Genomic DNA, 12,017 nt, shown 5'->3' on the forward strand with positions numbered 1-12,017 from the left:
AACCAGTCGAACGACTCGGTCTGCAGAGCGAGAAGATCAGGAACTTCGAGGGGCTCCTGGATACGCGCGAAAGAAACGCGACGGGGACCAGCGGGTACGGCGGAGGCGTTGCGCGAGGCTGCCAACAGATGTCCTTCCGAGGGCTCGCGGCGGACTGACTACACGCACGCCAGACAACCTCGCAACGTGAGCAAGCATCACGGGTCGTCAAAGGGCAGCGCAAAGGGGCAGTGTAGCCGAACGGCACACGCCTGTCCACTTCGCTCTCGCTGCATGCTCCACGTTGGTCGCAGCATCGCCCGTTCAGCCGCAAACGTCAAGCCCGCGAGCCCGACTTTTAGCCGCCTAGAGGCCCGGACGCTGGGTTTTCTCCCCAGTGTGATCGGGCGCCTACCGCCAGGCCCAAGACGATACCCGCGATCGTGGGCGGTTAACGCTCCGTCACCCCGGGGGTCGAACCCATGCCGACCACCGATGTAGCTGTGACTGGAGTACCCCTATCAAGGGCTTCGCCAAACCTGATTTTTGGTAACAATTGAAGGTAGCGGCGCGCCCGGCGGCTCAGGCCGTTCCCAGCAGCGTGGACAGCCCCTCGACCAGCCAGCGCCCGTCTTGCCTGACCATGACGAACCGGGCGCGGTTCTGGGTCACCTGTTGCTGGGGCCTGTCCTGGTTCGGCACTACTTTTACCGTAACCATGTTCACGAACAACAGGACCTCGACCCTGTCGGGCGTGGCGCGCTCGACGCCGGCGTCCACCACGGCCGCGGTGCGGACGGTCTTCTCGGCCTTGGCCTTGGACACCAGCGACGTGGTGAGCTCCTTGTAATGCCTGGTCAGCTCGCCCGTCGTGTACGCCCCGGCCCTGGCCAGGTCGGCCTCCACCGAGCGGTAGTCGTAGGAGAACATGTCGGGGGCGACCTGCCGGGCCGTCGCCATCGCCTCGGCCCCGGCCCCTTCGGCCCCCCGCAGGTCGCGCAGGTCGAACCACATCCTGGGCACCAGCACGCCCGCGACGATCACCAGGACGCCGAGCAGCACCACAGTGACGGTTCTCACACCACCTGCACCACCTTCGACACCAGCCAGACGCCGCCGGCCTTGGTCACGTCCATCGTCCAGCGGTAGAAGCGCTCCTGGGGCGGGCTCTTGGAGCCGTCCCAGCGGATCTCGGCGTCGGCCACCACCAGCACCTTCGCCGTGCCGCCGGACATCGACACCAGGCCGGTCGCGCGCAGGACGCCGTGCTGGACGACCTTGTTGGCGACCGTGGTGCTCTTGAGCTTGCCCGCGATGGCCTGGTAGCCGGTTCTGGCCCCGCCCGTGCAGGTGTCGAGGATGCGCTGCACGTCGGCGTCGGCGGTCTTGTAGTCGAGCGAGACCAGGTTCTTGGCGTGGGTGCCGGCCGCCAGCAGCGCGGCCTGCCTGTCGTCGGCCAGGGCCTGCGCGTCACGTGCCTGGAGGGAGATCCACACACCGGCGGCGACGAGCGCCGCCAGCGTCACGCTGAGGGCGGCCACGAGGATGCGTGCCGGGCGTGCGGGAAGTGCTCCCACCTGTGCTCACCCCTTCCGGCCGGTCGCCGGATCATAACCCGCGAGCCACTCCTGAAGCCCTGGAATCGACGGAGGCGGTTGGGGAGCCGGGGCGTTGCGGGCGCCGCGCACCCCGGTCGCGCTGCCGCGCGGCTCCCTGCAGAACGCCTTGGGGTCGGGCGGCCGGGTGCTGAGGTCGTGGGGCTGCCGCCTGCGTACGCCCTCGTAGCCGCGGGTGCAGGGCCTGGGCACGTTGAGGTCGAGGTCGAGGCCGAAATGCAGGCCGTCCCGGTCGACCACGGAGAAGGCGCCCGCGACCGCGGCCGGGTAGCCGATCAGGAGCTGCCGGAGGGCGGTGACCCGGGCGGAGACCGTACGGCCGCCGATCACGAGGTGCGTCAGCAGCGGGCGCAGGTGGGGCGCGACGCCGTCGGTGAGGCGTTCGAGCGACTCGGCCGCGCGCGGGGTGCGGCCGATCACGTGGGCGAGGTCGCCGCGACCGTTCCGGAGCGAATCCGTCAAGCTCGCCAGATGTCCGGCGAATGCCTTCAGATGGCCCCCAGAGGCCCGCTGAGCGTCGAGCACGGTCTCCCCGTAGTGCAGGACCGCGACCGTCTCGGGAAGCACCCTCTCGGCCTGTCCGAGCAGCCTCTCGCCCGCGTCGGCCAGCCGTCGCAGGGCGGGCCCGTTGCCGCCGAGCCCCTTGTCCAGCTCGGTCACGACCGTCTCCAGGTCGCGCGGGTCGACCGAGGTCAGCAGGCGGTCGGTGTCGCCGAGCAGCTGGGCCGTGGGGACCGGCAGCCGCGTGTGCGCGCGGTCGATCACGTCCCCCTCCCGCAGGTACGGCCCCGCGCCCCCGGCGGGCCGCAGGTCCAGGTACTGCTCCCCCACACCCGACCGGTTGGCCACCACCGCCAGCAGGCCGCGGGCCGGGACGGGGGCGCCGGAGCCGAGCCTGACCACGGCCCGCGCGCCGTCGCCCGCCACCGCCAGCGACTCCACCCGGCCGACCGGCACCCCCCGGTAGGTCACCTCCGAGCCGTCGAACAGCCCGCCCGCGTCGGCCAGCTCGACCGTGACCCGGTAGGCGGGGTCGAACAGGTCGGCGCCGACCCGGGCGTACCTCACCAGCGTGTACGCCACCGCCACCACCCCGATCAGCGCGAACGCCAGCAGCCTGACGGTCATCGCGCACCGCCGAGCAGGTTGCGCAGCGTGGTGCCGGGCGAGGCGTCGACGGTCAGGTCGGCGTTGGCGTAGTCGCCGCGCAGCATGGACGAGGCCGACCCCGGGAACGGGAACGTGATCGCGGTCGCCAACCCCGAGGCGACGCTGTCGCGCGCCCGGTCGAGGTTGAGCAGGAGCTGGTGCAGGTGGCGGAGGTCGGCGAGGGTGTCGGCCTGGGAGCGCTCGACGACGCGGGTGGCGGTGCGGCCGAGCCGGTCGAGGGCGGCGAGCATGGCGGTCAGGCCGGCGCGCTGACCCTTGAGCAGGGTGACGGCCGGACCGATCTCGGTGGCGGTGGCCCTGATCGTGGCGCGCTGGGCGGCCAGGGTGCCGGTGAGGCCGTCGAGCGCGTCGATCAGCCGGACGATCTGCTTCTTGGAGCCGTCGAGCCCCGCGGCGAACGCGCCGAGCCTGCGCAGCAGGTCCTTCAGCCGGGCCGAGCGGCCGTCGAGCACGTCGGCCAGCTCCCGGTTGATGGTGGCGACCTGGTCGAGCCCACCGCCGTCGACCAGCAGCGAGGCGGCCGACAACACCTCCTCGACCTCGGCCGTCGTGCTCGTACGGGCCATCGGGATCGGGCCGCTCAGCCGTCCGCGTCCGGCGGGCAGCAGCTTGACGAACTTCTCCCCCAGCAGGCTCGTCTGCGAGATCGCCGCCGACGTGCGGTCGGGCAGGGCGACGTCGCCGCGTACCTGGCAGACCACGTCGGCCCGCCAGTCGTCACCCAGCTCCACGCCGGTGACCTCGCCCACGGTGACGTCGTCGACCTTGCACGGCGAGCGCGGCACCAGGTCGAGCGCGTCGGCGAACCGGATGGTCACCGCGTACGGCCGTTCGCCCAGGTCGGCGCCGCCGGGCAGCGGCAGCGAGGCCACCCCCTCGAAGCCGCAGCCGGCCACGGTCAGGAGCAGCAGCGCCAGGACGAGCGGGCCTCTCATCGCACGGGTCCTTCTGGCAGGGGGTCGGGCGGCCGGATGGAGGCGGGCAGCGGGACCAGGTTCTGGATGATCGTGTCGAACCAGCGCCCGTTGCCGGTCGCGTCGGCGAGCTGCCGGGCGAACGGGCCGAGCAGGGCCAGCGACCGGTCGAGGCTCTCCTCCTGGCGGCGCAGCACGGCGACGAACGAGCGCAGCCGTTCGAGGGCGGGTCGCAACGTGGTCCTGTTGTCGGCGACCAACCCGTCGATCTGCCCGGCCAGCGCCACCGTGTTGACCAGCAGCCCGTGGACGACGGCCCGCCGCGCGGAGACCTCGCGCAGCAGCAGGTCGCCGTCGGTGACCAGGCCGTGGAGGTCGGCGTTCCGGCGGGCCAGCAGGCCGGTGACGGTACGGGCGTGGCCGACCAGGTCGTGGAGGCGGGCGTCGCGGGCGGCGACGGTACGCGAGAGCCTGCCGAGCCCCCGGAGGGAGGCCCGGATCTCCGCCGAGGAGCCTTCCATGGTCTGCGACAACACGGTCATGGCCGCGGCCAGGGCCCGCTCGTCGACGCGTCCCGCGGCCGCGCCCAGGTCGGCGACGGCGGGCGCGACCTCGTAGGGGACGCTCGTGCGCGACAGCGGGATCTGCCCCTGGAGCCGGCCGGCGCCCTCGGGGACGAGCATGACGAAGTGGGCGCCGAGCAGGGTCTTGATCCGGATGTCCGCCCTGGTCAGCGAGCCGAGCCGGACGTCGTCGGCCACCCGCAGGTCGACGCGGACGTGGTCGCCTTCGAGATCGACCCCGGTGACCTCCCCGACCTTGACCCCGGCGATCATCACGTCGTCGTGCTCGCGCAGGCCCGCCGAGTCGGCGAACGCGGCCGAGTACGTGCGGCCGCGCGGCAGGCCGCCGACCACCAGGGCCGCCACGACCAGCGCGAGAGCCACGACGATGCCGCCGACGCCCAGCGGCACGGGGTCGCGTCTCCTGAAGGGGGTCAGTGGCATCGCGGGCTCCCGTTGACGATCTTCGGAGTGCGCACGCCGCCGCTCCTGACCGTGAGCGAGCAGAGGTAGAAGTTGAACCACGACCCGTAGGAGGAGGCCCGGACGAGCCGGCCGAGGCGGTCGGGCGCGCGGGCGAGGGTGTCCTCGACCAGGGCGCTCCTGGCGTTGAGCGCCTTGAGCAGCCCGTCCGCGTGCCGGACGCTCGCACGCAGGTCGGGCCGGGCCCGGCGGACGAGGTCGCCGGTGACGGCGGTGAGACGGTCGAGGGTGGCCAGCGAGTCGCCGATGGCCTCGCGGTCGCCGGCCAGGCCGCCGATCAGGGCGCGCAGGTCGATCAGCAGGCGGTCGTAGTCGTGCTCCCGGCCGGCGATCTCACCGAGCACCGCGCCGAGGTTGGTGATCACGCGGCCGATCACGGCGTCGCGGTCGGCGAGCGTGCCGGTGAGGGAGGCGATGTGGCCGAGCAGGGCCTCGACCGTGCCGCCCTCGCCCTGGAGCACCTGGACGATCTGCCAGCTCAGCTTGTTGACGTCCTGGGGGCGGATGGCGTTGAGCAGCGGTCTGAAGCCGTTGAACAGGGCCGTGACGTCGAGGGCCGGGCGGGTGTCGGTGACGCGGGCGCCCGGCGGGAGCAGGCCGGCGCCGCCGGGGCCGGTGGAGAGCGTCAGGTAGCGGTCGCCGACGAGGTTGCGCCAGCGGACGGCGGCCACGACCGCGCGGGGCAGCGCGGTGGTGCGCCGTACGGAGAAGGCGACCTCGGCCTGGACGCCCGCCAGCGTGACGCTCTCCACCCGGCCCACCCGCACGCCGGCGATGCGGACCTCGTCGCCCTCGCGCAGCCCCGAGGCGTCGGTGAACAGCGCGTGGTAGACGACCGCGGCGGTGAAGCGGGCGCCCGAGATCGTGATCGCGAGGGTGGCCACGCACAGGGTGGTGACGAGGGCGAAGACGGCCAGCTTGAGCGCCGGCCCGAGCGTGGTCATCGCAGCATCAGCCTCGCCAGGTCGGCCGTGCCGTCGTCGAAGCGCACCCCCGGGAAGGGCACGGGCGCGTGGTCGGGCAGGCCGTAGCAGGCCGGGGCCCTGCGGTCGGCGTAGCGCGGGGTGTCCTTGCCCGGTTCGTACGGGTGCGCCGGCCGGACGATCTCCAGCACCGCCTTCGCGCTGCCGTGCCCGAAGGCGTTGTCCAGCAGCGGCCGGAGGCGGTCGAGGCCGCGCAGGACGCACGGGATGACGGGCGCGTGATGGGCGGCCACGTCGAGGGCCGGGCGGACGACATGCGGGAGGCCGACCAACCCCGGCTCGTTGGTGCTCAGCAGGCGGTCGGTGGCGGTGGCGGCCCGGGTGACGGCCGCGGCGGCCGGGGCGATGGGGGCGGCGGTGAGGGTGCGGCTGATCGCGGCGCTGTTGGCGAGGGTGCGCAGCAGGTCGGGGGCGGCCTGGCCGTACCGGGCGGTGACGTCGGCGAGCTTGGCGATGTCCCGCCTCAGCGCCGGCAGGTGGGGCTGGAGGCGGCGCAGGTAGGCATCGGTTCTGTCCAGGGTCGTGCCGAGCCGGGCGCCGCGGCCGTCCAGGGCGGTGGCCAGGGCGTTCAGGGCGGCGTTCAGGCGTTCGGGGTGGACGGCGCGCAGGTGGGCCAGCAGGCGGTCGAGGATCTCGGTGATCTCGACCGCGGCCGCCGAGGACCTGAGCACGTCGCCGTCGCGCAGCGGGCCGCGCGGCGAGCCGGGCGGGATCAGGGCGACGTACTTCTCGCCGAACAGGGTCTTGGCGCGCAGCTCGGCGGTGGAGGCGCGGTCGACGTCGTGGTCGAGGGCCAGGGTGATGCGGGCGCCGTGTTCGGCGGGCGCCAGGTCGGCCACCTCGCCGACCACGACCCCGTTGACCTTGACGTCGGCCCGGCGGTCGAGCTGGAGCCCGGCGGCCGGGAGCAGCAGCGTGACGTGCCGGGCGGTGGAGAACGCCTTCGTGTAGACGGCCAGCGTCAGGGCCGTGAAGGCGGCGATGATCGCCAGGAGCGCGGCGCCGTGTCTCATCCGGCCAGCCTCACCGTCGTGGTCGTGCCCCAGATGGCCAGGCCGAGCAGGAGGTTCGCGACGTTCACCGTCACCAGCACCGCGCGTACGGCCCGCCCGACCGCCACCCCGACCCCGGCCGGCCCGCCGGTCGCGTGGAAGCCGTGGTAGCAGTGGATGAGGATCACCAGGACGGCGAAGACCATCGCCTTGCCGAAGGACCACAACACGTCGTAGGGCGACAGGAACAGCTCGAAGTAGTGGTCGTAGGTGCCCGTGGACTGGTCGTGCAGCACGGTGACGATCAGGCGGGTGGCGAGGTAGGAGGCGAGCAGGCCGAGCACGTACAGGGGCATGACGGCGGCGAAGCCGGCGATCAGGCGCGTGGTGACCAGGAACGGCACCGGCGGGATAGCCATGACCTCCAGCGCGTCGACCTCGTCGCCGACCCGCATCGCGCCGAGCTGGGCGGTGAACCCGCAGCCCACGGTGGCCGACAGGCCGATGGCGGCCACCAGCGGGGCGATCTCGCGGGTGTTGACGTAGCTGGACAGGAAGCCGGTGAAGGCCGAGCCGCCGATGCGGTCGAGGCCGGTGTAACCCTGCAGGCCGACCTCGGTGCCGGTGAAGAAGGTCATGAAGGCGACGATCGTCATCGTGCCGCCGATCACCGCCAGGCCGCCGCTGCCCAGCCCGACCTCGGCCAGCAGCCTGAGCACCTCCCGGCGGTAGCGCGCGCCGGCCGGGAGGGATCTGATCGCCCTGGCGTAGAACTCGCCCTGCCGGTCGAGCGCCCTCATGACCGCACCAGCTCGTTGTAGACCGCGCTGATCAGGAAGTTCTCGGCGAACAGCAGCAGGGCGGCGAACACCACGGCCTGGTTGACCGCCTCCCCCACGCCCTTGGGCCCGCCCGCAGCGCTCAGCCCCTTGTACGCGGCGACGAGCCCCGTCGTGACCCCGAAGACCAGCGCCTTGCCCTCCGAGACCCACAGGTCGGAGACCTCGGCCAAGGCGTTGAACGACTGGAGGTACGCGCCGGGCGAGCCGCCCTGGACGACCACGTCGAACAGGTAGCCGGCGACCAGCCCGACCGTGACGACCAGGCCGTTGAGCAGCGGCGCGACCAGCGCGCAGGCGGCCACCCTGGGCACGACGAGCCGGTGCAGCGGGTCGACCGCGAGCACCTCCATGGCGTCGATCTCGTCCCTGATCCGGCGGGCGCCGAGGTCGGCGCAGATCGCGCTGCCGGCCGCGCCCGCGATCATCAGCGCGGTCACCACCGGGCCCGCCTCGCGGACGATGCCGAGCACCGCGGTGGCCCCGGTGAAGGACTGGGCGCCGAACTGGCGGATGAGGTTGCCGGTCTGCATGGCGAGCACGGCCCCGAAGGGGATGGCGACCAGGGCGGTGGGCAGGGCGCTCACGCTGACGATGAACCACGCCTGCCGGACGAGTTCGCGCACCTGGAAGGGCCGTCGCGCGGCGGCCCTGGCGGTGTCGAGCGACATGGCGACGAACCGCCCGACCTCTACCGTCACCATGTGCGGCCGATCAAACGCGGACAGTCATTTTCGAAGGCCGCGAGGAGGTACTTCTCGGTCGGATTCATGATCTAGGCGACGCCGTCGGCGTGGGCGTTGATCAGCCGGGGGTACTCCTCCAGCCAGTCGCGGCCGCGTTCGTCCACGAACGAGCCCTGCGGCGGGATCACGCCGTGGGCCGCCAGCCACCGGCCGGGCGGCTGCTGCGACCGGCGGAGCACATTGCCGCTCGGCATGAGCTGCGGCGGGATCGGCGGCAGCCCGCCGGGGTCGTGGCCCATCTGGGCCTCGGCCTCCAGCTCGGAGATGTCCTTCTCCTCCGACATGCCGATCGGGCCGTGCCTGCGGGCGTTGAGGAACTGCCGCACCACCGGCTCGTCGCTGGACAGCAGCATCTCGCGCGGCCCGAACATGACCAGCTCGCGGCGGAACAGCAGCCCGATGTTGTCGGGGACCGTGCGGGCGGTGTTGATGTCGTGGGTGACGATCAGGAACGTGGCCTCGATGTCGGCGTTGATGTCGACGATCGTCTGGTTGAGGAAGGCGGTGCGGACCGGGTCGAGGCCGGAGTCGGGCTCGTCGAACAGGATGATCTCGGGGTCGAGCACCAGCGCCCTGGCCAGGCCGGCGCGTTTTCGCATGCCGCCGGAGATCTCGCCGGGCAGCTTGCCCTCCGCGCCGACCAGCCCGACCAGGTCGATCTTGGCCATCACGATCCGGCGGATCTCGGCCTCGGTCTTCCTGGTGTGCTCGCGCAGCGGGAAGGCGATGTTGTCGTAGAGGTTGAGCGAGCCGAACAGGGCGCCGTCCTGGAACAGCACGCCGAACAGCCGGCGCAGCTCGTAGAGCTTGCGCTCGGGGCAGCTCGCCAGGTCGTGGCCGTCGATCCAGATGTGGCCGCGGTCGGGACGCAGCAGGCCGACCAGCGTCTTGAGGAAGACGGACTTGCCGGTGCCCGACGGGCCGAGCAGCACCGAGATCTCACCCGCGGGCAGCGTGAGCGAGACATCTTCCCAGATGACCTGCCGACCGAACGACTTGGTCAGCCCCTCGACCACGACCTCGACGCCCACTGGCCACCTTCCCGATCACAGGGAGCACTCAGGGGATAACGTGCCGCACACTTTACTTCCAGGATGGACTCACGGTAGCGGCGTTCCGAGGAATTGGAACCGGTTCCAATAACTTGTTACCCGGCGGTTATGAGACGTCAGGTCCAGTAAGGGCGCGCAGGCTCGGGCGCAGCAGCCGGGCGATGCGGTCCGGCGGGGCGTCGCGCAGCTCGGGCAGTTCGAGCAGCTGGTGGCCGACGGTCACGCCGAGCAGGATCGCGGTCATCAGGGCCGCGCGCAGGCGGGCGTCCTCGCCGGGGATCGACGCGGCGAGTCTGTCGATCTGCCGGGCGAGCGCCTCGCGGGCCGCCGTGCCCGCCTCGGGGTGGGTGAGCATCGAACGCATCATCGCCAGCGAGCCCTGGGGCAGCTCGCCCATCTTCACGTCGAGGGTGCCGAGCAGGTGCTCGACCAGCTCCTCCGGGGTGACGGCGGCCTCGGGGGCGGGCGTGGCGCGCACGGCGGCCCTGAAGAGCTTCTGCTTGTTGCCGAAGTACTGCATGACCAGGGCCGGGTCCACCTCGGCGGACTTCGCGACCGCCCTGATGGTGGCGCGCTCGTAGCCGACTTCGGCGAACAGCGCCCTGGCCGCGTCGAGGATCCTTCCCTCGGTCCTGCGCCGCCGTTCGGCACGGGGAAGCACGCGCTCGCTCACGATCCGACTCTACCTGTGTTGACCGTTCGCCCGGATTCGCTCTACGCTCGTTGAGTCAACGACTGTTGAGCGAGATGCGAGGGGTTGTGGTCATGACCGTCGAGGAGATCGTCGGCGCCTTCCACGGCGCGATGCTGCGCAAGTCGGCCGACGAACTGGCCGACCTGTACGCGGAGGACGGGAGGCACGAGTTCCCGTTCGGCGGGCTGCCGCCGTACGAGGGGCGGGAGGCGGTGCGGGCGGGGTACCGGGCGTCCTGGGGCCTCTCCCCCGCCGTGCCGCAGGAGGTGGAGCGGGTCGCGTTGCACCGTACGGACGATCCCGAGGTGGTGGTCGTCGAGCAGAACGCGCACGTCAAGGTGGGCGAGCGGGCGATCACCGTCCCTGGGCTGCTGATGCTGCGGATCAGGGACGGCCGGATCGTCCACTGCAAGGACTTCATGGACGCGAGCGCCATCGCCAAGGTCCGGGAGGCGGCCCACGGCCCTGGGCTCAGTTCCGGCTGAGGTCGAAGACGGCGATGCCGCCGGCGGTCGTGGCGGTGAAGGTGTCCTGTACCCAGGCCGCGATCCGGGCCACCTCGTCGCTGCCGCCGGTGCCGGAACTGCCGAAGCCGCCCATGCCGGTGCCGATGAAGTAGTGGATCCGCCTTTGGGCGACGTACTGCTGAAGCGGTCGAGCGTGAGGGCGGGGTCGGTGCCGTTAAGACCGCCGACGGCCAGCACGGGCAGGCCGCTGGCGAGCCGGCAACCGGCGGCGTTGTTCGAGCGAACCGCCGATGTAGGGCCGCTCGGACGCCTGCACCAGCGCCACGGCCACCAGCCACCACCCGGCCGCCACCGCCACCGCCGCCCCGGCCGCCAGGAGCTGCCACACCCGCCGCCGGAGGCCGCCCGGCGCGGTGACGAGAAAGACCAGCGCGAACCCCTGGACCACCAGGAACGCGAACCCGATCACCGCCCCCGCTCCACGAGCCACCGCGTCGAGCCGTGTTCCCTGGCCCGCGTCACGCAGTACCCGGCGACGGTCAGCGACAACACCGGCAGGGCGTCGGGGTTGTTGAACCGGGACATCAGCACGGCCACGGGCGTGACCGCCATCGCGGCCCCGGCCAGCAGCGCCGCCCGGACGGGGAACAGTCGGCGCACGGTCGCGTACACCATGGCCACCGCGCCGACGCCCATGAGCGCCTGGGGCACGAGGACGGCCCAGGAGTTAGATCCGTACGCGGAGCTCCCTCGGCCAGAGCGAGGCGGGGTCTTGCCGACGGTGATCGCGTTCGCGGCGTCGGACGACCCGAAGAAGAACGCCTTCCAGCTCTGGCTCCCGGCCTGCACGGCCGCCGAACAGGAGGAGTTGGCCCACGCCGCCGCCCCGAGCCCCCACACGTAGAGGACTCCGGCGCCGAGGAGCAGCACGGCCGACGCCACCCGCGATCTCGCTTCGCTCAGCACACCTGCACGCCAGGCAGGCCCGTTGGCCGGGCGACGAGACCCGGATGAGGATCGCCTGAGCCGTCCCGTCACATGCGAAAAGAGGCGGCCACACCCGGCACCAGGGTGTGTCCGCCTCTTTCGAAGAGCTGTGTGAAGTGGGAAGTTACTTCACGGTCACGGTGGCGCCGGCGCCCTCGAGGGCAGCCTTGGCCTTCTCCGCCTGCTCCTTGTTGACCTTGCCGTCGAAGACCGGCTTGGGAGCGCCGTCCACCAGGTCCTTGGCCTCCTTGAGGCCCAGGGACGTGAGGGCGCGGATCTCCTTGATGACCTGGATCTTCTTGTCGCCGGCGGCCTCGAGGATGACGTCGAACTCGTCCTGCTCCTCAACGGCGGCGGCCTCGCCACCGCCACCGGCGGTGGGGGCGGCGGCGACCGCGACGGGGGCGGCGGCCTTGACGTCGAAGACCTCTTCGAAGTTCTTCACGAACGCGGACAGCTCGAGGAGGGTCATCTCCTTGAACGCGTCGAGCAGCTCGTCGTTGCTGAGCTTCGCCATGATGCTTTTCCTTAC

At 71.9% G+C, this 12,017-nt stretch carries 16 protein-coding genes; 1 reads left to right on the forward strand and 15 read right to left on the reverse strand.

From position 1 onward, the window contains the following. Positions 1-561 precede the first annotated feature (561 nt). From ABZ444_RS39270 to ABZ444_RS39320, 11 genes are all read right to left on the reverse strand, one after another. Positions 562-1,059 (reverse strand): hypothetical protein, encoded by a 498-nt coding sequence (locus ABZ444_RS39270; protein WP_352325416.1) that lies wholly within the window; start codon positions 1,057-1,059, stop codon positions 562-564. Further along, positions 1,056-1,556, reverse strand: coding sequence for a hypothetical protein (locus ABZ444_RS39275; RefSeq protein ID WP_358008651.1), 501 nt, complete (start codon positions 1,554-1,556; stop codon positions 1,056-1,058). The genes ABZ444_RS39270 and ABZ444_RS39275 overlap by 4 nt, the downstream gene beginning before the upstream one ends. 6 nt (positions 1,557-1,562) lie before the next feature. After that, positions 1,563-2,723, reverse strand: a complete 1,161-nt coding sequence (locus tag ABZ444_RS39280; protein ID WP_358008653.1) for an MlaD family protein — start codon at positions 2,721-2,723, stop codon at positions 1,563-1,565. Beyond that, on the reverse strand, positions 2,720-3,700 hold the full coding sequence (locus ABZ444_RS39285) for an MCE family protein (RefSeq protein WP_358008655.1): 981 nt from the start codon (positions 3,698-3,700) through the stop codon (positions 2,720-2,722). Before ABZ444_RS39285 ends, ABZ444_RS39280 begins: the two co-directional genes overlap by 4 nt. After that, complete coding sequence (locus ABZ444_RS39290) at positions 3,697-4,686, reverse strand: MCE family protein (protein WP_358008657.1); 990 nt, start codon at positions 4,684-4,686, stop codon at positions 3,697-3,699. The genes ABZ444_RS39285 and ABZ444_RS39290 overlap by 4 nt, the downstream gene beginning before the upstream one ends. Then, entirely contained in the window at positions 4,677-5,669 is a 993-nt protein-coding gene (locus ABZ444_RS39295) for an MCE family protein (RefSeq protein WP_358008659.1), read from the reverse strand. The genes ABZ444_RS39290 and ABZ444_RS39295 overlap by 10 nt, the downstream gene beginning before the upstream one ends. Next, positions 5,666-6,721, reverse strand: coding sequence for an MCE family protein (locus ABZ444_RS39300; protein ID WP_358008661.1), 1,056 nt, complete (start codon positions 6,719-6,721; stop codon positions 5,666-5,668). The genes ABZ444_RS39295 and ABZ444_RS39300 overlap by 4 nt, the downstream gene beginning before the upstream one ends. Further along, positions 6,718-7,500, reverse strand: a complete 783-nt coding sequence (locus ABZ444_RS39305) for an ABC transporter permease (protein WP_358008663.1) — start codon at positions 7,498-7,500, stop codon at positions 6,718-6,720. Before ABZ444_RS39305 ends, ABZ444_RS39300 begins: the two co-directional genes overlap by 4 nt. Beyond that, positions 7,497-8,243, reverse strand: a complete 747-nt coding sequence (locus tag ABZ444_RS39310) for an ABC transporter permease (protein ID WP_358008665.1) — start codon at positions 8,241-8,243, stop codon at positions 7,497-7,499. Before ABZ444_RS39310 ends, ABZ444_RS39305 begins: the two co-directional genes overlap by 4 nt. A gap of 71 nt (positions 8,244-8,314) precedes the next feature. Then, complete coding sequence (locus tag ABZ444_RS39315; RefSeq protein WP_358008667.1) at positions 8,315-9,316, reverse strand: ABC transporter ATP-binding protein; 1,002 nt, start codon at positions 9,314-9,316, stop codon at positions 8,315-8,317. 127 nt (positions 9,317-9,443) lie between these two features. Next, positions 9,444-10,010: a TetR family transcriptional regulator gene (locus ABZ444_RS39320; protein ID WP_358008669.1), complete on the reverse strand. Its 567-nt coding sequence runs from the start codon at positions 10,008-10,010 to the stop codon at positions 9,444-9,446. Between the two features lie 92 nt (positions 10,011-10,102). Here ABZ444_RS39320 and ABZ444_RS39325 point away from each other — a divergent pair, with 92 nt between their 5' ends. Next, on the forward strand, positions 10,103-10,516 hold the full coding sequence (locus ABZ444_RS39325) for a nuclear transport factor 2 family protein (protein ID WP_358008670.1): 414 nt from the start codon (positions 10,103-10,105) through the stop codon (positions 10,514-10,516). Here ABZ444_RS39325 and ABZ444_RS39330 read toward each other — a convergent pair. The 4 genes from ABZ444_RS39330 to rplL all read right to left on the reverse strand — a co-directional run bounded on the left by ABZ444_RS39330 (position 10,503) and on the right by rplL (position 12,002). Further along, entirely contained in the window at positions 10,503-10,631 is a 129-nt protein-coding gene (locus tag ABZ444_RS39330) for a hypothetical protein (protein ID WP_358008671.1), read from the reverse strand. The genes ABZ444_RS39325 and ABZ444_RS39330 overlap by 14 nt on opposite strands. An 81-nt stretch (positions 10,632-10,712) precedes the next feature. After that, positions 10,713-10,967 carry a hypothetical protein gene (locus ABZ444_RS39335; RefSeq protein WP_358008673.1) on the reverse strand — a complete coding sequence of 85 codons (255 nt, stop codon included), beginning with the start codon at positions 10,965-10,967 and terminating at the stop codon, positions 10,713-10,715. Continuing rightward, positions 10,964-11,464, reverse strand: coding sequence for a glycosyltransferase family 39 protein (locus ABZ444_RS39340; RefSeq protein ID WP_358008675.1), 501 nt, complete (start codon positions 11,462-11,464; stop codon positions 10,964-10,966). The genes ABZ444_RS39335 and ABZ444_RS39340 overlap by 4 nt, the downstream gene beginning before the upstream one ends. Before the next feature lie 145 nt (positions 11,465-11,609). Continuing rightward, positions 11,610-12,002: a 50S ribosomal protein L7/L12 gene (gene rplL, locus ABZ444_RS39345; RefSeq protein ID WP_358008677.1), complete on the reverse strand. Its 393-nt coding sequence runs from the start codon at positions 12,000-12,002 to the stop codon at positions 11,610-11,612. Between the last annotated feature and the right edge of the window lie 15 nt (positions 12,003-12,017).

This window comes from Nonomuraea sp. NPDC005730 (assembly GCF_040630865.1).
GTDB lineage: Bacteria > Actinomycetota > Actinomycetes > Streptosporangiales > Streptosporangiaceae > Nonomuraea.

What these genes read in the sequence shown, in the direction of transcription:
- ABZ444_RS39295 (WP_358008659.1), bottom strand. Translation starts at nt 5,669, where the DNA reads ATGACCACGCTCGGGCCGGCGCTCAAGCTGGCCGTCTTCGCCCTCGTC.
- ABZ444_RS39325 (WP_358008670.1), top strand. Translation starts at nt 10,103, where the DNA reads ATGACCGTCGAGGAGATCGTCGGCGCCTTCCACGGCGCGATGCTGCGC.
- ABZ444_RS39310 (WP_358008665.1), bottom strand. Translation starts at nt 8,243, where the DNA reads ATGGTGACGGTAGAGGTCGGGCGGTTCGTCGCCATGTCGCTCGACACC.
- rplL (WP_358008677.1), bottom strand. Translation starts at nt 12,002, where the DNA reads ATGGCGAAGCTCAGCAACGACGAGCTGCTCGACGCGTTCAAGGAGATG.
- ABZ444_RS39300 (WP_358008661.1), bottom strand. Translation starts at nt 6,721, where the DNA reads ATGAGACACGGCGCCGCGCTCCTGGCGATCATCGCCGCCTTCACGGCC.
- ABZ444_RS39305 (WP_358008663.1), bottom strand. Translation starts at nt 7,500, where the DNA reads ATGAGGGCGCTCGACCGGCAGGGCGAGTTCTACGCCAGGGCGATCAGA.
- ABZ444_RS39330 (WP_358008671.1), bottom strand. Translation starts at nt 10,631, where the DNA reads ATGGGCGGCTTCGGCAGTTCCGGCACCGGCGGCAGCGACGAGGTGGCC.
- ABZ444_RS39290 (WP_358008657.1), bottom strand. Translation starts at nt 4,686, where the DNA reads ATGCCACTGACCCCCTTCAGGAGACGCGACCCCGTGCCGCTGGGCGTC.
- ABZ444_RS39280 (WP_358008653.1), bottom strand. Translation starts at nt 2,723, where the DNA reads ATGACCGTCAGGCTGCTGGCGTTCGCGCTGATCGGGGTGGTGGCGGTG.
- ABZ444_RS39285 (WP_358008655.1), bottom strand. Translation starts at nt 3,700, where the DNA reads ATGAGAGGCCCGCTCGTCCTGGCGCTGCTGCTCCTGACCGTGGCCGGC.